We start from the raw sequence: 17,874 nt of genomic DNA, 5'->3' as shown, positions 1-17,874 counted from the left end.
TCCCGCCGCGCTCAGAGCACGGCGATGAAGGGCGCGCCCTCAACGATCCGCCCGATCCGGACCGCCGCGTATCCCTCCTGCCGGAGCCGTTCCAGAAGCCCCTCGACCGCCTCCTCCGGCACCGCGGCCAGCAGCCCGCCCGCGGTCTGCGGATCGAACAGCAGTTCCGCCTCCGCCCGGTCGGGCAGGGTCATGGCCGAGGCAAGGCCGCGGTTCTGGGGGTGGAGGGTCGAGCGCACGCCCTGCCGCGCAAGCTCGGCCGCGCCGTCCATGAGCGGCATGTCGTCCAGCACCAGCTCGGCCGCGCAGCCCGAGGCGCGCAGGATCCCCATGAGGTGCCCCGCCAGCCCGAACCCCGTGACGTCGGTCATCGCCCGCGCGGACGCCTTCAGCACCCGCGAGGCCGCGCCCTGGCTCTGCTGCATCGCCGCCAGCGCACCGGCGACCCACGGGCCGCGGGCCGCAAGCGCCATCTCGCCCGCAAGGATCGTGCCGCTGCCGATCGGCTTGGTCAGGAGCAGCGCATCGCCGTGTTGCGCGCCCGCCAGCGTCACCGCCCGGTCGGGCAGCCCGGTGACGGTGAAGCCGAGGCTCAGCGCCTCGCCGATCATCGTGTGCCCGCCCGCGATCTCGGCCCCCTCGGCGCGGAAGACGCCGGAGGCGGCGCCCATGATCTCGGCCATCATGTCGGCGTGGATCTCGGGGGCAGCGCGGGGCAGGATCACGGTCGCCAGCGCCGCCTGCGGTTCGGCGCCCATGGCGAAGACGTCGCCAAGGGCGTGGACCGCGGCGATGCGCGACAGCAGCGCCGGATCCTCGGTGAAGGCGCGCAGGTGGTCGGTGGTCAGCACCTGTTTCGCGCCGCCGACGGAGAGGATCGCCGCGTCGTCGCCCGGCGCGCTCTCGACATCGGCGCGGCGCACCGGGGGCAAGGCGGCCAGCGCCTCGCGCAGGCCCGCCTGACCGAGTTTCGAGCCGCAGCCGCCGCACATCGGCTTGCCGCCGTTCAGTGCCGCCTCCATGCCTGCCGCGCGGAAGGCGGGCAGGGCCGGGGGCTTCATCGTCGGCAGGTCGGCAAGGCGGTCCATGAAGGCGCGGTCGATCCGGTCCTTCCAGCGCCACAGCAGCCGCCCTTCGAGGCGCAGGCCGAACTTGTCCGCCACCGCCGCCTTCTCGCCGAGCGAGATCAGCTTGAGGTAATCCCTCTGCGGCCGGTAGGGGCGCGGACTTCCCGCCCCGAGCGCGGCGCAGATGTTGTCGTAGAGCACCGGCGCCTGGCGCACGGCGAAGACGCCCGCCTTGGGCCGCGGCGCGTGGTCCATGTGGGCGCAGTCGCCCACGGCGAAGACGTCGGGATGCTCCACGGTCGCGAGGGTCGGGCCGACGCGCACGAAGCCGTCCTTCAGCGCGACCCCCGTCCGGGCGAGCCACCCGTGGGGCCGCGCCCCGGCGGCGCCGGTGGTGAAGGCGGCGGGGATGCGGCGGCCGTCGGCCAGGGTCAGCCCCCCGGCGTCGAGCCGTTCGACCTTCGCCTCTTCCAGCAGCACGATCCCCATGGCCGCGAGCCGCGCGCGCAGCGCCCGTGCCGCGCCGTCCCCGATCCCCGTCAGCGCCGCCCCGGCCTCGATGACGTGGACCGGCCCGACCCGGCCCGCCGCCTGCCGCGCGCCGTGCACCATGGCCATCGCCAGCTCGACCCCCGCAACCCCGCCGCCGATCACGGCAAGGCCCCGCCCGGCCAGCGCGGGATCGGCGCGCAGGCGGTCGAGGTGGGCGGACCAGCCGCGGGCAAAGGTCTCCAGCGGCTTCGCGGCGGTGGCGTGTTCGGCGAAGCCCGGCAGGTCGGGCATCCCGGAATGGATGCCGATGTCGATCGAGGCGACGTCGAAGCGCAGCCGTCCCCGGCCCGCCACGGTGACATGGCCCGCCTCCGGGTCCATCGCCTCGGCCCGGCCGAGGATCAGCCGGGCGCCCGCGAAGCGCGCGAGGCGGACGAGGTCGATCTCCAGCTCTTCCCGCGTGTAGTGGCCGGCGACGAAGCCCGGCAGCATCCCCGTATAGGGCGCGGTGGGGCCGGGGTTGATGACGGTGACGCGTGTGCCGGGCAGCGGCTTCATCCCCCATCGGCGCAGCAGCAGGGCATGGGCATGGCCGCCGCCGACCAGCAGCAGGTCGCGGGTCAGGGGCAGGAGGGCGGCGGGCATCGGCATGGGCGGCTCGGGTCTTCGGCTACGGGCTGGCGCCTCAGTAGAACGGTTGGCGGCGAAAGGCGAGGCGGTCGGCCCCGTGCGCCCCTGCCCAGGGGCTCAGGGCGCGATCCAGCCGCCCGCGAAGCCGTCCGCGGCGGCGAAGCGGGCGCGGCGGTGGCGGTCTGCGCCGAGGTGCAGCATGTCGATCTCGTCGACCCTGCCGACCAGCACGGCGAAGCGGTCGCGCGAGACGCCGGGCGCATGGTCCTCGGGCGCGGCGAGGGGGGCGCCGGGCGCAGGCTCCCCGCCATAAGCCTTGCGCGCCGCTTCCGGGATCCGTGCCCAGCGGTCGGCCACCGCGTCGCCGGTCAGGATCCGCACCGACAGGCGCAGGCGCAGCTGCACCTTCGGGTCCGGTGCGTAGAACCCCAGCGTGGCAAGGGGATCGCGGGCCAGCTCAGCCACCTTGTCCGAGGCGCTGTCGGTGTGGACCTCGACCTCCGCGAGATCCCGCGCGGCGCGGCGCAGGACGACCCACCGCGCCTCGGCCCCGCCCGCGCGCCCCGCCGTCGCCAGAACGCCCGTGCGGCAGGGCGCAGAGGCGTTGGCAACGCCCTCCTCCAGCAGCCGCCAGGCGCGATCCAGCCAGGCGGCAAGGGCATGCTCAGTCATATCCCGTCATCTCCAGGTAGCCGCGCCCGCCTTCGCTGCCCTCGATCGTCACCGGGCCTTCCCAGTAGGGCACGCTGGTCGCCATCCAGGCGTCGCGGTTCAGGGCGGCGATCGTCACGTCGAGGTCCCGCGCGGGCAGTTCCACCCGCCATTCCACCGGCACGGTGCGCCCCTGCACCGCATGGCGATCAAGCGGCGTCATCCGCAACGCGCCGTCGGGATAGGGGGTCGGGGTGCCGTCCGGCGCGATCCAGGTCGCGGAGGTGAAACCGCCGCTGCCTTCGCGCAGCACGAAGCCCATCAGCTTGGCGCCGCTGTCGAAATGCAGGCTGATCCAGTCCCACCCCTCCTGCGTCGCGTCGAGAAGCTGCGAGGACCATTCCCGGTCGAGCCAGGCCTGCCCCGTCACCTCGACCGCGCCATCCGGCAGCGCCAGCGTGCCGGTGACGCGGTAGAAGGGCTGCGAGTAGTAGCGGCTGGCCTGTCCGCTGGCCGATTTCACCGAATAGCCGCCGTCGCCCTGCGCCACCAGCGGGCCCTCGGCGGCAAGCTGCAGGTCGTAGCCGAAATCCGGCCCCTCGGCGTTCAGGCGCACGTGGTCGATGTCCGGCCCCTGCATCCGCCACTCGTCGATCCAGGCGTCGAAGCCCTTTTCCAGAGACACGCCGGCCTGCCCGGTGCCGCCGCGCCCGCGACGTTCGGCGACGAAGTGGCGCTCGGGGGTGGTGAGGGCGGCGTGGCCCATCCAGCCCTCAGCGCTGCTCCACCCGGGCCCGAGGTCGGCCCCGGGCTTCAGCGCGGTGCGGAACAGCGTCCACTGGATGCCGTAGGGCGTGCCGTCGGCGCCTTCGAGGTTGGCGGTGACGTACCACCATTCGATGCGGAAGCCCGGGTGGGGGCCGTGATCCTTTGGGAAGGCGAAGGGGCCGGGGGCGGGCATGGCATAGCCCTCGGCGGCCTGTCCGAGGTTGGCGAAGCCCTGGGCGCGGGCCTCGGGGACGGCGGCCAGCAACAGGAGGAGCAGGAGGAGGCAGGCACGGTGCAGGGGCCGGAGATTCGTGGCCATGGCGTCATCTCTCATGGGCGAACACCTGCAAGAGCCGCGCCGGGGGGATGCGCGCAATGGAAAGGGCGGGCCAGAGGGCGGCGAGGCCCGCGGCGGCGAGCGAGAGCGCGCCGAGCACGACCCAGTCGGAGGGGAACAGGAACAGCGGCAGCTTCCAGCCGAAGGCGGCGACGTTGATGACCGCGAGCAGCACCCAAGCCAGCAGCAGCCCCACCGGCAGCGCGCAGAGCATCGTCAGCCCCGCCAGCACCAGCGCCCGCACCAGTTCCAGCCGCGCAAGCCCCCGACGGGTGACGCCAAGCGCCCAGACCGGGGCAAGCTGCGGCAGGCGCATGGCCGAGAGCGTCAGCAGCGAGGTCAGGATCGCGAAGCCCGCCACCGCCAGCGTCAGCACGTTGAGCGCGCGGGAGACGGTGAAGGTGCGCTCGAACACCTGGATCGAGAACGCCTTCAGCGCCGCCTGGTCGACGATGTTCTCCGCGGACAATCCGAAGTCCTGCGTCAGCGCGCGGGTCAGCCCGGCCACCTCGCCACGCGGCAGGCGCAGCCCGAAGCGCAGCGCCTCGACCTCGGGGAACCGGTCGCGCAGGGCGTCGAGGCCCATCAGCACCTGGCCCAGCGGATTGCCGTAGTCGGAGTAGACGCCGACGACCGGGGCCCCGGGCCAGCCGGGCAGGGCGATGGTGCCGCCGCTCCAGGTGTCGGTGCGACGGGCGAGCTGTTCGTTGATCAGCACGCCGTCGCCCGCCGCGACCCGGTCCCAGACGTCGGGCAGGCGGTCGATCAGGGGCCAGTTGTCGCGGTAGGTCGGATCGTCGGCGACGCCGTAGATTTCGCCCGGCAGGCCCGCGATCCGGGCGTCGGTGTTCATGATCGGCAGGATCGCCTGCACGCGGGGGGCAAGCCAGCCGGTCAGCCGCTCGGCCTGCTCGGGGTTGTCGGCGGTGACGTAAAGCTCGCTCGCCAGCCGTTGATCCAGCCAGCCGGTGAAGGGCAGCCGGAAGCTCGACACCATGGTGCCGACGCCGATGTTGGCGGCCAGCGCCAGCAGCAGCGCCATCAGCGCCAGCGACAGGCCCGGCAGCTGCTGGCGGGTGTCGGCCCAGAACCACTGCGCCAGGGGCCGCTTCGCCAGCCGCGCGCCGATCCAGAGCGCGCCGTAAAGGACGAGCGGCAACGCCAGCGCCGCGGCGATCAGCAGGGCGCCGAGCATCACGAAAGCGGCGATCAACCCGCTGCCAAGCCATATCGTCAGCCCCGAGAGCGCCGCGAGGCCGAGCGCGGCCAGCCCCTGCCAGACCAGCCCTGCCTCGCTGGCCCTGGCCCAGGCGCGGGGCTGGGCGGGGGCGAGCAGGGGCAGCCGCGCCACTTGCCAGAGCGACGACAGCGCGGCAAGCGCGGTGCCGAGCACGGCGATCCCGAGGCCGGTCAGCCACCAGACCGGGCGGATGCTGAGCGTGCCCTCGACCGAGGCGCCGTAGAGGCCGCGCAGCGTCGCCGCGACGTCCGGGATCAGTGCCGAGGCGACGAGGTAGCCGAGCGCGATCCCCGCGGCCCCGGCGATCAGCGCGAAGACCAGAAGTTCGGCCAGCAGCAGCCAGAGCAGGGTGGCCGCGGGCAGGCCGAGGGCGCGCAGGGTGCGGAACATCGGGCGGCGCTGCTCGAAGGCGAGGCCGATGGTGCCGCGGACGATGAACAGGCCCACGGCGAAGGAGAGCAGGCCGAAGGCGGTGAGGTTCAGGTGGAAGCTGTCGGTCAGCCGCGCCATGTCGGCGCCGGTCTGGGGCTGTTGCAGCGAGAGCCCGGGCGCGACCTCGTCCAGCGGAGGACGGTTCCCCGGCTGGCCGTCGAGCAGGACGAAGCGCGAGAGTTGCCCGTCGAGCCCCAGCAGCGCCTGCGCCGCGGGAATGTCGGCATAGGCGATGCCGGGGGCGACGCCCTCGACCTCGATCAGCGGCGGCAGCTCCGGCCCGCCGATGCGCGCCGCCGTCTCGGGCGAGACGATCAGCCGTCCGGGCAGGCCGAGGAAAGCCGGGTCCAGCGCGTCGCCCGCCGCACCTTCGGGCAGGTCGCCCCCCGGCAGGGTGAAGGGATCGACGCCGAGGATCCGCAGCGACCCGCCCGCGGTCTCCACCCGCCCCTCGACCAGCGGCGTCACCAGCCAGCCGGCGCGGCGCAGCGCCGCGAACAGCGCCTCGTCCATGGGCGTACCGTCGGCCCGGGCGAGCGACGGGCGCGGCGTGGCGCCGAGCGCCCCGGCGGCGCGGTCGTAGCTGGCCCGCGCCTCGGCGTTGATCGCCTGCACCCCGGACCACAGCGCCGTCGCCGTGGCGAGGCCGAGGAGCAGCGTCAGAAGCTGGAACGGCCGCCGCCGCCAGTGCGACAGCAGCGCGACAAGGGCCGCCCGTCTCATGCGCGCCTCATGCCCGGATCGCCCCGCGTTCGAGGTGCAGCTGCCGCTCCATCCGCTGCGCCAGCCGGCTGGAGTGCGTGACCATCAGCAGCGCCGCGCCGGTCTCGGCCACCAGGTCCAGCATCAGGTCCAGCACCCGCTCGCCCGTCTCCTCGTCGAGGTTGCCGGTGGGCTCGTCCGCCAGCACCAGCGCCGGTTTCGCGGCGAGGGTGCGGCCGATGGCGACCCGCTGCTGCTGGCCGCCCGAAAGCTGCTCGGGGTACTTGCGGGCGTGTTCGGCCAGCCCCAGCCGGTCGGTCAGGCGCGCGGACCATGGGGCATCCTCGCGGCCCGCAAGGCGCGCCTGGAAGGCGATGTTGGCCGCGACGGTGAGGGAGGGGATCAGGTTGAACTGCTGGAACACCACGCCCACCTTGCCGCGCCTCAGCGCCGCGCGGCCCCTGTCGTCCTCGGCCGTGACGTCGGTATCGCCGATCACGATGGTGCCGCTGTCGGGCCGGTCGAGTCCCGCGACGAGGTGCAGGAGCGTGCTCTTGCCCGACCCGCTCTCGCCCGTCAGCGCCATGGTCGCGCCGCGCTCGAGCGACAGGCTCACGCCCCGCAGCACCTGCTGCACCTCGCCGCTGGAGCGGAACGTCTTCTTCAGATCGCGAACCTCGAGCACCTGTCACCCCTTGCCTCGTGCCGGCTCACCTAACCCGTTCGCCCCGTGATGGTAGGGGTAGGAGAGGCGCGGGCGCGTGACCGATGGCCGCGCGGCCCTACCGCGCCAGCGCCCGGTACTGTCCGGCGGCAAACACCAGCGGCGTGCCCACGCCGGTGCTGACCCGCAGCACCCGGCCCAGCACGATGGCGTGGTCTCCGCCGTCGTGGACCGCGTGGCGGCGGCATTCGAAGCGGGCGAGGCAGCCCTCGATCAGGGGCGTGCCGTCCGCGCCCTCGATCCAGTCGAGGTGGTCGAAGCGCAGCCCGTCGCGCACGAATCCGTCCGACAGGTGCGCCTGTTCCGAGGACATGACGTGGATCGCGAAATGCTCGGCCTCGACGAAGGCGTCGAAGCGGCGCGAGGCGCGGGCGGGCGACCAGAGCACCAGCGGCGGGTCGAGCGAGACGGAGGCGAAGCTGTTGGCGGTGATCCCGAGGGGGCCGACGGGCGATTGCGTCGTCACCACGGTGACGCCGGTCGCGAACTGGCCGAGCGCATCGCGGAAGGCCCGGGCCGTGTCCGGTCCGGGAACGAACTCTTCGCCGCCCCCGGACATCAGGGAACCTCGTGGCCCAGGGCGTGGGTGTAGAGCTCGAACCAGGTCTGGCGGTCCATCTCGACCTTCCCGGCCTCGCCGAGCGCCTCGATCCGGCCGAGGTTGTTGGTGCCCATCACCGGCAGGATCCGCGCGGGATGCGCGAGCAGCCAGGCGACGGCCACCGCCGCCATGTCGACGTCGTTCTTCTTCGCCAGCGCCGCGAGAGCGGTCCGGAGCTTTCCGTGGCCGCCCTTGCCGGTCATCAGGCTCCCGCCGCCAAGGGGCGACCATGCCATCGGGGCGATCCCGCGCTCCTGCAGGAAGGCGAGGTCGCCGTTCGTGAGAGGCTTGGTGTGGCCGAGGCTGAGCTCGATCTGGTTCGTGACGAGCGGCGTCTTCATCGCCGATTGCAGCAGCGTGAAGTCGTGGGGCCGGAAGTTCGACACGCCGACCGCGCGCACCTTGCCCGACGCCACCAGGTCGTCCAGTGCACCGCCGGTCTCCCCAGGGTCCATGAAGGGATCGGGACGGTGGATCAGCAACAGGTCGATGCGCTCGATCCCCATGAGGCGCAGCGAATGCTCCACGCTCGCCTCGATGTGGGCGCGGGAGGTGTCATAGTGCTTGACCCGCGCCTTCGCGTGACGGCCCGCGGGCGCGACGATGCCGCATTTCGTGACGATCTCGATCCGGTCGCGCAGCTCGGGCGTCAACGCCTTGCCGAGGATCTCTTCCGCCATGTAGCCGCCGTAGATGTCGGCCTGGTCCATGGTGGTGATGCCCTGCTCAAGACAGGCCTCGACCTTGGCGCGGACATGGTCGGGGCCGGTGTCCTTGGCATCGCCCAGTCGCCACATCCCGTAGACGATGCGCGACAGGCTGAGCTCCGGCGTCAGGTCGATGCGGTCGAGATGGGTCATCAGCGGCGGTCTCCTGCCCCGAGGGGGGTCATCGGTGTCTGGTCGGGCACACGCCCGTAGACGTGGGGCAGCGTACAGGTTTTCAAGTGCGGCATCACCCGTTTGCCGAAGGATCTGCATTCGTCAAGGTGGGGATAGCCGGAAAAGATGAAGGCGCGGATGCCCATTTTCCGGTAGCGCTCGATCTTCTCCAGCACCTGTTCCGTCGAACCGACCAGAGCCGCGCCGCAGCCCGAGCGCGCGCGACCGATCCCGGTCCAGAGGTGCGGCTCGACATAGCCGAACCGGTCGGCGAGTTCGCGGGCCTGTCGCTGGTGGGCGACGCCAAGGGAGATGGAATCGTGCGCCCGGTCGCGGATCAGCTTGCCGTAGTCGTCGTCGAGCCTGCTGACGAGGTATTCGGCGTATTCCCGCGCCTCCGCCTCGGTGTCGCGGACGATCATGTGGACGCGCAGACCGTAGTCGAGCGTTCTCCCATGTCTTTCAGCGACCTGATGGACGTCCTTCATGCGCTGCTTCAACTGCTCCTCGGGCTCGGGCCACATGAGGTAGACGTCGCAGTGCTGGCCGCAGAGTTCCAGCGCGTCCGGAGAGTAGCCGCCGAAATAGAGGAGCGGGCCGCCGGTCTGGTAGGGCTTCGCCGGATCGGTGGAAACATCCTTGAAATTATAGACCTGGCCTTCGTAGTTGATGCGGTCCTGCGTCCAGGCCTGCTTCAGGATCTCCACCACCTCGCGCGAGCGCTGGTAGCGGAAGCGGCTTTCGGCCACCTCGCCTGGGAAGTCGGAGGAGATGACGTTGAGCGTCAGCCGTCCTTCAAGCATGTGGTCGAGCGTCGCGACGGTGCGCGCCAGCATGATCGGCTGCATCTCGCCGCAGCGGATCGCGGCCAGCATGTTGATCCGGCTCGTGATCGGCGCGCAGCCCGCGACGAAGGTCAGCGTGTCCTGGCCCACCTGATAGGAGGAGGGGCAGAGGATGTTGCCGAAGCCCTGCGCCTCGGCCTCCTTCAGGATCGCGCTGCAATGCGCCCAGGAGGATTTCAGCGCGGGGTCGGGGACGCCGAGGAACTGGTAGTCGTCCGAGCAGAGCGCGGCGAACCAGGCGATTTCGCTGGCGTCGAGATCGGCGGAGGTCACGGGCACGACGGTCATTCTCTGGCTCCCAGCGGTGCGGCGGATTTCCCCTTGCCTAGCACCGCCGACCAAGTGCATCAATGGTGTATCAATTCCGCCAGCACGATGATGCCCGACCCGAACTCTCTGCCTCTCTACCGCCAGGTCAGCGACATCCTGCTGCGCGACATCGCCGCCGGACGGCTGCTGGAGGGCGAGCGGCTGCGCCCCGAGCGCGAGATGGCGGCGAGTTACCGCGTGTCGGTCGGCACCCTGCGCAAGGCGCTGGCCGACCTGACGGCGCGCGGACACCTGGAGCGGCGGCAGGGCTCGGGCAACTACGTCCGCCACACGCGGGGGGTCGGCGGCGTCTACGCCTTCTTCAGGCTGGACCTGCTCGGCGGGGGCGGGCGGCCCACGGCCGAGGGGCTGGACGTCCGGCGCATGGCGAAGCCCGCCGATGCGCCCGAGTTCGGCCCCTCGTCCGAGGCGCACCGGATCCGGCGGATCCGGTCGCTGTCGGACATTCCCTGCGTGGCCGAGGAGATCTGGCTGGACGCCTCCTGGGCGGAGGAGGTGACCGGGGAGGATATCGCCGGCGCGCTCTACCTCTTCTACGCCTCCCGCCTCGGGCTTCGGATCGCGCGGGCCGAGGACCGGGTGGGCATCGGCGAGATGCCCGACTGGGGCACGGCGGCGGGGCCCGCCGCGGGCGCGCCCTGCGGCTTCGTCGAGCGGATCTCCTGGGACCAGCACGGGCAGCGCGCCGAGTACTCGCGCAGCTGGTTCGACCCTTCGAAGGCGCGGTATGTCGCGCGGATGCAATAGGACGTTAAATGGTTGATACCGTTCACTATGGCCTGATCGGCTGCGGCATGATGGGGCAGGAGCACCTGAGGAATCTCGCCCTGATCCCCGGCGCCAGCGTCTCGGCGATCTACGAACCCGACCCGATCATGGCCGCCGCGGCCAAGGCGGCCGAGCCGCACGCGAAGATGTGTGCCTCGCTGTGGGAGCTGCTGTCCCATTCGCCGCTCGACGCGCTGGTCGTGGTCAGCCCGAACCACATGCACGCGGCACAGCTGGAGGAGATCGCGGCCCGCCGGCCGCTGCCGCTCCTGATCGAGAAGCCGCTGTTCGTGTCGGAGGCGGAGGGCGAGCGGGTGATGGAGATCGGCCGAAGCTACGGCGCGCCGATCTGGGTGGCGATGGAATACCGCTACATGCCGCCGGTGCAGACCTTCCTCGCCCGGGCGGAGGCGGCGACGGGCGGCGTGAAGATGCTGACGATCCGCGAGCACCGCTTTCCGTTCCTGACCAAGGTCGGCAACTGGAACCGGCTGAACCGCAACACCGGCGGCACGCTGGTCGAGAAGTGCTGCCACTTCTTCGACCTGATGCGGCTGATCCTGAAGTCCGAGCCGGTGCGCGTCATGGCGAGCGGCGGGCAGGAGGTGAACCACAAGGGCGAGGTCTATGGCGGGGAGGCGGCCGACATCTGGGATTCGGCCTATGTCATCTGCGACTTCGCCTCCGGCGCGCGGGCGATGCTGGAACTCTGCATGTACGCCGAGGGCGCACGGTTCCAGGAGGAGATTTCCGGCGTCGGGCCCGCGGGCAAGATCGAGGCGATGGTGCCGGGGCCGGGCCGGTTCTGGCCGCCCCACCTCGGCAGTCCGCCGGTGCCCCAGGTCGTCGTCTCGCCCCGCCACCCGAAGGGGCCCGAGGTTCTGGAGATCCCGGTCGATCCGGGGCTGCTGATGGCGGGGGACCACAACGGGTCGACCTTCTACCAGCATGCGCGGTTCAACGCGGTGGTGCGCGGGGAGGGGACGGTGGAGGTGTCGCTTCGGGATGGCGCGCAGGCGGTGCGCATGGGGCTCGCGGCGCAGGCGGCGGCGCTGGAGGGGCGTGTCGTCACGCTCTGAACCCTGCGCCTGCGGCGGGCGGGTCAAGGGGGCATTCTGCCCCCTCTGGCCCTGCGGGCCATTCACCCCCTGAGGATATTTGGAAAGCAAAGATGGGGGGTGGGGTCTCTGGTGTGCCGGCCGGAGCGGATGGGCGGCTTGCGTCACTTCGTGTCGGAAACGGGCGTTTGTGCGGCCGGGGCGGCGGCTAGGGTGAGGCCAGCCGGAGAAGGAGCGCGCCCATGAAGAGCCATGCCAGAGTCGTCGTGATCGGGGGCGGCGTCGTCGGCTGCTCGGTGCTGTACCACCTGACGCGCTTCGGCTGGAGCGACGTCGTGCTGCTGGAGCGTTCGGAGCTGACGAGCGGGTCGACCTGGCACGCGGCGGGGGGCATGCACACGATCAACGGCGATCCGAACGTCGCCAAGCTGCAGAAATACACGGTCGATCTCTACAAGGAAATCCAGGAGTACAGCGGCCAGGACATCGGGTTGCACATGACCGGCGGCGTGATGCTGGCGGCGACGCCCGAGCGGTTCGACTGGCTGAAGTCGATCCTGGCCAAGGGGAAGTACCTGGGGCTGGACGCGCAGATGATCACGCCGGACGAGGCGGCGGAGCTGTTTCCGCTGATGGATCCCTCGCAGTTCGTCGGCGCGCTCTACGACGAGGTGGAGGGGCACCTGGACCCCTACGGCACCACCCATGCCTATGCGAAGTCGGCGAAGAAGAACGGCGCGGAGATCGAGCTGCACACCAAGGTGGAGTCGCTGGAGCAGCTGCCCGACGGGACCTGGAGGGTCGTGACCGACAAGGGCGACATCGTCGCCGAGCACGTTGTCAACGCCGCCGGGCTCTGGGCGCGGGAGGTGGGGCGCATGGTCGGCCTCGAGCTGCCGGTGCTGGCGATGGAGCACATGTACCTTCTGACGCAGGACATGCCGGAGGTGGCGGAGTTCAACGCGGCGAAGGGGCGCGAGATGCTTCACGCCGTGGATTTCGACGGCGAGCTGTACCTGCGCCAGGAGCGCAAGGGGATGCTGATGGGCACCTACGAGAAGGCCTGCAAGCCCTGGTCGCCCAGGGTCACGCCCTGGGACTTCGGGCACGAGCTGCTGGAACCGGACCTCGACCGGATCGCGCCCTCGCTGGAGGTCGGCTTCCGGCATTTCCCGGCCTTCGAGAACGCCGGCATCAAGCAGGTCATCAACGGGCCCTTCACCTTCGCGCCGGACGGCAATCCTCTGGTCGGGCCGATCCGCGGCCTGCGCGGATTCTGGTCGGCCTGCGGGGTGATGGCGGGCTTCAGCCAGGGCGGCGGCGTCGGCCTCGCGCTGTCGCAGTGGATGGTGAACGGCGATCCGGGGCTGGACGTCTTCGCCATGGATGTCAGCCGGTTCGGCGACTACGCGACGCTGTCCTATACCAACGCCAAGGTGCAGGAGAACTATGCGCGCCGCTTCTCGATCCGGTTCCCGAACGAGGAATTGCCCGCCGGGCGGCCGCTGAAGACCTCGCCGATCTACGATCTGCTCAAGGCCGAGGGGGCGCAGTTCGGGGCGTCGTTCGGGCTGGAATCGGCGCTCTGGTTCGCGCCGGAGGGGGTGAAGGACGGCTTCTCGTGGAAGCGGTCCACGGATTTCGAGCATGTGGGGGCCGAGGTGCGGGCGGTCAGGACCGGGGTTGGGATCATCGAGACCACCGGCTTCGCGAAGTATTCCGTGACGGGGCCGGGGGCGGAGGCCTGGCTGGACCGGCTGCTGGCGGCGAGGATCCCGGTACCGGGGCGGATGGTGCTGGCGCCGATGCTGAAGGAGAGCGGTCGCCTGATCGGGGATTTCACGCTGGCGAACCTCGGCGGCGGGAACTTCTTCGTCTGCGGATCCGGCGCGGCGGAGGAATATCACATGCGCTGGTTCGAACGGCACATGGACCCGGGCGTGACCGTCACGGCCCATGGCGCGGGTTTGTGCGGTGTCTCCATTGCAGGGCCCAAGTCGCGGGAATTGCTGGCGAAAGTGACCGGCGCGGATGTCGGGAACGAGGCGTTCCGGTTCATGGACATCAAGCGGATGGACGTCGGCATGGCGCCCTGCACGGTGGGCCGGGTGAGCTTTACCGGGGACCTCGGCTACGAGATCTGGATGGGGCCGGAATACCAGCGGCATGTCTACCTGGCGCTGAAGGAGGCGGGACAATCCCTGGGATTGAAGGACTTCGGGCTGCGGGCGCTGAATGCGCTGAGGCTCGAGAAGGGCTTCGGCGGCTGGGCGCGGGAGTACCGGCCGATCTATTCTCCCTGGGAGGCGGAACTGGGGCGGTTCGTCGCGCTGGACAAGGAGGCCGATTTCATCGGGAAATCCGCCGCCTCCGCGCTGAAGGCGGAGGGCGGCAGGATGCGGTTGCGGAGCTTCGTCGTGGAGGCGGAGGAGGCCGACGTGATCGGGGACGAGCCGATCTTCCAGGGCGACGACGTGGTCGGCTGGGTGACGTCGGGGGGCTTCGCCCATGGCTCGGAGGTGTCGGTCGCCATGGGCTATGTGCCGAAGGAGATGGCCGAGCGGGCGGAGGGCTGGGCGGTCGAGATCCTCGGCTCGAAGCGGCCCGCGCGGCTGCAGCGGGTGGCGCTGTTCGATGCGAACGGGGCGGCGATGCGGGCCTGAGGGCCCCGCTGCGCCGCACGACGCGGGAGGGGCGCCTGATGGTTGGCGGTGCCCGCGCCGGTCCGGGGGGCGGTTGGCGCGGCCCCGAGCCTGTGCCAAGGTGGCCTTGTGGTTTCCGCGGTCTGGGAGGGTAAGGCGATGTTTCTGGGGCTGGATGTCGGCACCTCGGCGGTGAAGGCGGTGCTGGTCTCGGAGGAGGGGGTGCTCCGGGCCCAGTCCTCGGTGCCGCTGACGCTTCAGACCCCGCGCGCGCACTGGTGCGAGCAGGACCCGGCGGCGTGGTGGGCGGCGGTGGTTGCCGCATGCCGGGAGCTGGCGGCCGCGCATCCGGCGCTCTGGGCGGCGGTGAAAGGGATCGGGCTCAGCGGGCAGATGCACGGGGCGGTGCTGCTGGACCGCGCCGGCGCGGTGATCCGTCCCGCGATCCTGTGGAACGACAGCCGCGCCCATGCCGAATGCGAGGCGATGGCGGAGGCGGATCCCACCCTGGGCGAGACCGGCGGCGCGCCCGCGCTGCCGGGGCTGACGGCGCCGAAGCTTCTGTGGTTGAAGACGCATGAGCCGGAGGCGTTCGGGCGCATCGCGCATATGCTCTTGCCGAAGGATTACATCGGACTGCGCCTCCACGGGCGTCACGTCACCGATCACAGCGATGCCGCCGGGACGCTGCTCTACGATCAGGCAGCGCGGGCGTGGTCGGCACCGCTCTGTGCGCTGGCGGGGGCCGAGGCGGGGGGGCTGCCCGAGATCCGGGAAAGCGCCGGAGAGGCCGGGCGGCTGACGGGAGGGGCGGCGGCGGAGCTGGGACTGGCCCCCGGCCTGCCGGTAACGGCGGGGGCCGGGGATACCGCCGTGGGCGCCGTCGGGATCGGCGCGGTGGCGGCGGGCGACGCGGTGCTGTCGGTCGGCACGTCCGGGCAGCTGTTCGTGCCGACGGCGGATTACCGGCCCGCGCCGGGGTCGGTCGTGCACAGCTTCGCCCATGCGGTGCCGGGGCTCTGGTACCAGATGGCGGCGATGCTGAACGGGGCGCGGCCGATGGCGTGGTTCTCCGAGACCGCGGGTGTCGGCGTGGGCGATCTGCTGGCCGAGGCGGCGGAGGCGCGCGAGGCGCCGCTGTTCCTGCCCTATCTGACGGGCGAACGCACGCCCCATGGCGATCCGCACATCCGGGGCGGCTTCTTCGGAATCGGCACCAATACGACGCGGGGACAGATGATGCGCGGCGTGGTGCAGGGCGTCGCCTTCTCCTTCGCCGACGGGGCCGAGGCGCTGGCGGCCGGTGGCACGCGGCCGCGGTCGTTCCTGGCGGTCGGCGGCGGCACGCGCAGCGACCTGCTGATGCAGACGATCAGCGACCTCCTGGAGGTCGAGATCGCGCGCGCGGCCGGTGCGGCCGCGGGCCCTGCCTTCGGCGCGGCGCGGCTTGCGGCGGTGATGACCGGCGCGGCCAGCTGGGGCGATCTGGCGGTGCGCCCCGGGATCGAGAGGAGCTTCCGGCCCGACGCGTCGAGGAAGGCGTTCCTGTCGGAAAAGCTGGCGGCGTTCCGCCAGCTTTATGCGGCCCTCAAGGGGCTTCGCGTGCCTCAGGCGGCGGCGACTTCCTCGGGCGGCTCCTTGGCGCCGGTCATGAAGGCCACCGCGTCCGACATCGTGTAGTCGTTCGGGCGGATCACGCAGAGCCGCTTGCCGAGGCGGTGGATGTGGATCCGGTCCGACACCTCGAACACGTGCGGCATGTTGTGCGAGATCAGCACGATCGGGATGCCGCGCGAACGGACGTCCTGGATCAGCTCCAGCACCTTGCGCGACTCCTTGACGCCGAGGGCGGCCGTCGGTTCGTCGAGGATGATGACCTTCGAGCCGAAGGCGGCGGCGCGGGCCACGGCGACGCCCTGCCTTTGCCCGCCCGACAGCGTCTCGACCGCCTGGTTGATGTTCTGGATCGTCATCAGCCCGAGGTCGGACAGCTTCTCGCGCGCGATCTTCTCCATCTTCTTCTTGTCGAGCATCCTCAGGTACTTGCCCGTGAAGCCCTCGCGCCGGATCTCGCGGCCCATGAACATGTTGTCGGCGATGGACAGCGCCGGCGACATGGCGAGCTGCTGGTACACCGTCTCGATCCCGTGGTGCCGGGCGTCGAGGGGGGAGGAGAAGCGGACCTTCTTGCCTTCGAGGAAGACCTCGCCCTCGTCCGGCACCACGGCGCCCGAGACGGCCTTGATGAGCGAGGACTTTCCGGCGCCGTTGTCGCCGATGACCGCGAGGATCTCGCCCGGGTAGAGCTCGAAATCGCAGTGGTCGAGGGCGGTCACCTTGCCGTAGCGCTTGACCAGGTTCTTGCCTTGCAGGATGGGTTGCACGTTGCTTGCCATGATTACACCGACACCTTTCTGATCCACTGGTCGACGGCGACAGCGCCGATGATGAGCACGCCGATAAGGAGGTAGGTCCACTGGGCATCGGCGCCGAGCAGGCGCAGGCCCAGGGTGAAGACGCCGACGATCAGCGCGCCGAACAGCATCCCCATGATCGAGCCGCGCCCGCCGAAGAGCGAGATGCCCCCGATCACCACGGCGGTGATCGACTCGATGTTGCCGAGCTGGCCAGAGGTGGGCGAGACCGAGCCGATGCGCCCGATCAGGGCCCAGCCCGCGAAGGCGCAGATGAGGCCCGAGAGCATGTAGACGGACATCAGGATCTTCGTCGTCTGCACGCCGGAAAGTTCCGCCGCCTCGACGTCGTCGCCCACGGCATAGACGTGGCGGCCCCATGCCGTCTGCCTCAGGACAAAGGCAAGCCCGATGGCGAGGAGCAGCATGAAGATCACCCCGATGGTGAGGCGGGCGCCTGCGACATCGAAGGTGATGCCGAAGAGTTGCAGGAGCGGGGCCTCGGCCTCGATCTCCTGCGCGCGGATGGTCTCGTTGGCGGAGTAGAGGAAGTTCGCGGCCAGCACGATCTGCCACATGCCCAAGGTGACGATGAACGGCGGCAGCTTCATCTTCGACACCAGCCAGCCGTTGACCGCGCCGCAGGCGGTGCCGATGGCGAGGCCGCAGAGGATCGAGATCGGGGCGGGGATGCCGTAGCGGAAGGTGAAGGTGCCCATGATCACCGAGGAGAAGACCATGATCGCACCCACCGACAGGTCGATGCCCGCGGTGAGGATGACGAGGGACTGCGCGGCGCCGAGGATGCCGACGATCTGCACCTGCTGCAGGATCAGCGTCAGCGCGAAGGGCGAGAAGAACTTCGAGCCGAGCAGGGCGCCGAAGATCAGGATCGACATCACCAGCACGATCAGCGGCACCAGCGACGGCGTCTGGTGCAGCGCGTGCTGGATCTTGTGGACGATGCCCTTCCGCGTGTCGGTGAAGGCGGCGACGGTCGAGGGACTGCCGGAGAGCGAGGATTCGTAATCCTGCCCCTTCGAAGCTGTGTCGGTCATGGGATCCTCCCGGTTTGGGCCGTTGATCGGTGCGCCCTTGGTTCGGCGTCTTCTGGCAAGTCTAGGCGAAACGGGCGCGATTCGCCGAGAAAGGGTTGCCGGGGCTGGGGGCCGCCGGTGCGGCGGGCGCGGAGCTCGGGCGCCGTGTGGCGGTGTTCGCCGCTGCCGGCGGGCTGGGCCGGGCTGAAGCTCGGCCTGCCCGACTGCGCCAGGCTGAAGTGCGGGGCGCCGCGC

General features: G+C 70.9%; 14 protein-coding genes. 4 read left to right on the top strand and 10 right to left on the bottom strand.

The window, feature by feature from the left end:
• Positions 1 to 11: 11 nt before the first annotated feature.
• The 8 genes from selD to A7B20_RS10325 all read right to left on the bottom strand — a co-directional run bounded on the left by selD (position 12) and on the right by A7B20_RS10325 (position 9,658).
• Positions 12 to 2,210, bottom strand: coding sequence for a selenide, water dikinase SelD (selD, locus tag A7B20_RS10360; RefSeq protein ID WP_342747251.1), 2,199 nt, complete (start codon positions 2,208 to 2,210; stop codon positions 12 to 14).
• Between the two features lie 96 nt (positions 2,211 to 2,306).
• Complete coding sequence (locus tag A7B20_RS10355) at positions 2,307 to 2,861, bottom strand: pyridoxamine 5'-phosphate oxidase family protein (RefSeq protein WP_102108505.1); 555 nt, start codon at positions 2,859 to 2,861, stop codon at positions 2,307 to 2,309.
• Positions 2,854 to 3,927 (bottom strand): lipocalin-like domain-containing protein, encoded by a 1,074-nt coding sequence (locus tag A7B20_RS10350; protein WP_172960994.1) that lies wholly within the window; start codon positions 3,925 to 3,927, stop codon positions 2,854 to 2,856. Before A7B20_RS10350 ends, A7B20_RS10355 begins: the two co-directional genes overlap by 8 nt.
• 4 nt (positions 3,928 to 3,931) lie before the next feature.
• Positions 3,932 to 6,340, bottom strand: coding sequence for an FtsX-like permease family protein (locus A7B20_RS10345; protein WP_102108503.1), 2,409 nt, complete (start codon positions 6,338 to 6,340; stop codon positions 3,932 to 3,934).
• A 7-nt stretch (positions 6,341 to 6,347) separates the two neighbouring features.
• The gene (locus tag A7B20_RS10340) at positions 6,348 to 7,004 is read right to left on the bottom strand and encodes an ABC transporter ATP-binding protein (RefSeq protein ID WP_102108502.1); all 657 of its coding nucleotides are present in this window, start codon (positions 7,002 to 7,004) and stop codon (positions 6,348 to 6,350) included.
• A gap of 97 nt (positions 7,005 to 7,101) precedes the next feature.
• On the bottom strand, positions 7,102 to 7,602 hold the full coding sequence (locus A7B20_RS10335) for a flavin reductase family protein (RefSeq protein ID WP_102108501.1): 501 nt from the start codon (positions 7,600 to 7,602) through the stop codon (positions 7,102 to 7,104).
• A complete protein-coding gene (locus tag A7B20_RS10330) occupies positions 7,602 to 8,504 on the bottom strand; it encodes an aldo/keto reductase (protein WP_102108500.1) in 903 nt (300 codons plus the stop codon). The genes A7B20_RS10335 and A7B20_RS10330 overlap by 1 nt, the downstream gene beginning before the upstream one ends.
• On the bottom strand, positions 8,504 to 9,658 hold the full coding sequence (locus A7B20_RS10325; protein WP_102108499.1) for an LLM class flavin-dependent oxidoreductase: 1,155 nt from the start codon (positions 9,656 to 9,658) through the stop codon (positions 8,504 to 8,506). Before A7B20_RS10325 ends, A7B20_RS10330 begins: the two co-directional genes overlap by 1 nt.
• A 90-nt stretch (positions 9,659 to 9,748) precedes the next feature.
• Between A7B20_RS10325 and A7B20_RS10320 the strand changes: the two genes are divergently transcribed.
• From A7B20_RS10320 to xylB, 4 genes are all read left to right on the top strand, one after another.
• Positions 9,749 to 10,447, top strand: coding sequence for a GntR family transcriptional regulator (locus A7B20_RS10320; protein WP_102108533.1), 699 nt, complete (start codon positions 9,749 to 9,751; stop codon positions 10,445 to 10,447).
• 8 nt (positions 10,448 to 10,455) lie between these two features.
• On the top strand, positions 10,456 to 11,547 hold the full coding sequence (locus A7B20_RS10315) for a Gfo/Idh/MocA family protein (protein ID WP_102108498.1): 1,092 nt from the start codon (positions 10,456 to 10,458) through the stop codon (positions 11,545 to 11,547).
• A gap of 221 nt (positions 11,548 to 11,768) precedes the next feature.
• Positions 11,769 to 14,189 carry a GcvT family protein gene (locus A7B20_RS10310; protein WP_102108497.1) on the top strand — a complete coding sequence of 807 codons (2,421 nt, stop codon included), beginning with the start codon at positions 11,769 to 11,771 and terminating at the stop codon, positions 14,187 to 14,189.
• Between the two features lie 138 nt (positions 14,190 to 14,327).
• Positions 14,328 to 15,848: a xylulokinase gene (gene xylB, locus A7B20_RS10305; RefSeq protein WP_102108496.1), complete on the top strand. Its 1,521-nt coding sequence runs from the start codon at positions 14,328 to 14,330 to the stop codon at positions 15,846 to 15,848.
• Here xylB and A7B20_RS10300 read toward each other — a convergent pair.
• Together A7B20_RS10300 and A7B20_RS10295 are read right to left on the bottom strand one after the other, a co-directional pair.
• Positions 15,776 to 16,564: an ATP-binding cassette domain-containing protein gene (locus A7B20_RS10300; RefSeq protein ID WP_102108495.1), complete on the bottom strand. Its 789-nt coding sequence runs from the start codon at positions 16,562 to 16,564 to the stop codon at positions 15,776 to 15,778. The two genes, xylB and A7B20_RS10300, sit on opposite strands and share 73 nt — an antisense overlap.
• Positions 16,565 to 16,566: 2 nt before the next feature.
• The gene (locus tag A7B20_RS10295) at positions 16,567 to 17,640 is read right to left on the bottom strand and encodes an ABC transporter permease (RefSeq protein ID WP_102108494.1); all 1,074 of its coding nucleotides are present in this window, start codon (positions 17,638 to 17,640) and stop codon (positions 16,567 to 16,569) included.
• Positions 17,641 to 17,874: the final 234 nt, after the last annotated feature.

This window comes from Oceaniglobus roseus (assembly GCF_002869745.1).
Taxonomy (GTDB): domain Bacteria; phylum Pseudomonadota; class Alphaproteobacteria; order Rhodobacterales; family Rhodobacteraceae; genus Oceaniglobus; species Oceaniglobus roseus.
The sequence above is the reverse complement of the archived record's forward strand: the minus strand, read 5'-3'. Positions and strand labels throughout refer to the sequence as shown.

What these genes read in the sequence shown, in the direction of transcription:
- A7B20_RS10295 (WP_102108494.1), bottom strand. Translation starts at nt 17,640, where the DNA reads ATGACCGACACAGCTTCGAAGGGGCAGGATTACGAATCCTCGCTCTCC.
- A7B20_RS10315 (WP_102108498.1), top strand. Translation starts at nt 10,456, where the DNA reads ATGGTTGATACCGTTCACTATGGCCTGATCGGCTGCGGCATGATGGGG.
- A7B20_RS10310 (WP_102108497.1), top strand. Translation starts at nt 11,769, where the DNA reads ATGAAGAGCCATGCCAGAGTCGTCGTGATCGGGGGCGGCGTCGTCGGC.
- xylB (WP_102108496.1), top strand. Translation starts at nt 14,328, where the DNA reads ATGTTTCTGGGGCTGGATGTCGGCACCTCGGCGGTGAAGGCGGTGCTG.
- A7B20_RS10350 (WP_172960994.1), bottom strand. Translation starts at nt 3,927, where the DNA reads ATGGCCACGAATCTCCGGCCCCTGCACCGTGCCTGCCTCCTCCTGCTC.
- A7B20_RS10355 (WP_102108505.1), bottom strand. Translation starts at nt 2,861, where the DNA reads ATGACTGAGCATGCCCTTGCCGCCTGGCTGGATCGCGCCTGGCGGCTG.
- A7B20_RS10320 (WP_102108533.1), top strand. Translation starts at nt 9,749, where the DNA reads ATGCCCGACCCGAACTCTCTGCCTCTCTACCGCCAGGTCAGCGACATC.
- A7B20_RS10300 (WP_102108495.1), bottom strand. Translation starts at nt 16,564, where the DNA reads ATGGCAAGCAACGTGCAACCCATCCTGCAAGGCAAGAACCTGGTCAAG.
- A7B20_RS10335 (WP_102108501.1), bottom strand. Translation starts at nt 7,602, where the DNA reads ATGTCCGGGGGCGGCGAAGAGTTCGTTCCCGGACCGGACACGGCCCGG.
- A7B20_RS10325 (WP_102108499.1), bottom strand. Translation starts at nt 9,658, where the DNA reads ATGACCGTCGTGCCCGTGACCTCCGCCGATCTCGACGCCAGCGAAATC.
- A7B20_RS10345 (WP_102108503.1), bottom strand. Translation starts at nt 6,340, where the DNA reads ATGAGACGGGCGGCCCTTGTCGCGCTGCTGTCGCACTGGCGGCGGCGG.
- selD (WP_342747251.1), bottom strand. Translation starts at nt 2,210, where the DNA reads ATGCCGATGCCCGCCGCCCTCCTGCCCCTGACCCGCGACCTGCTGCTG.
- A7B20_RS10330 (WP_102108500.1), bottom strand. Translation starts at nt 8,504, where the DNA reads ATGACCCATCTCGACCGCATCGACCTGACGCCGGAGCTCAGCCTGTCG.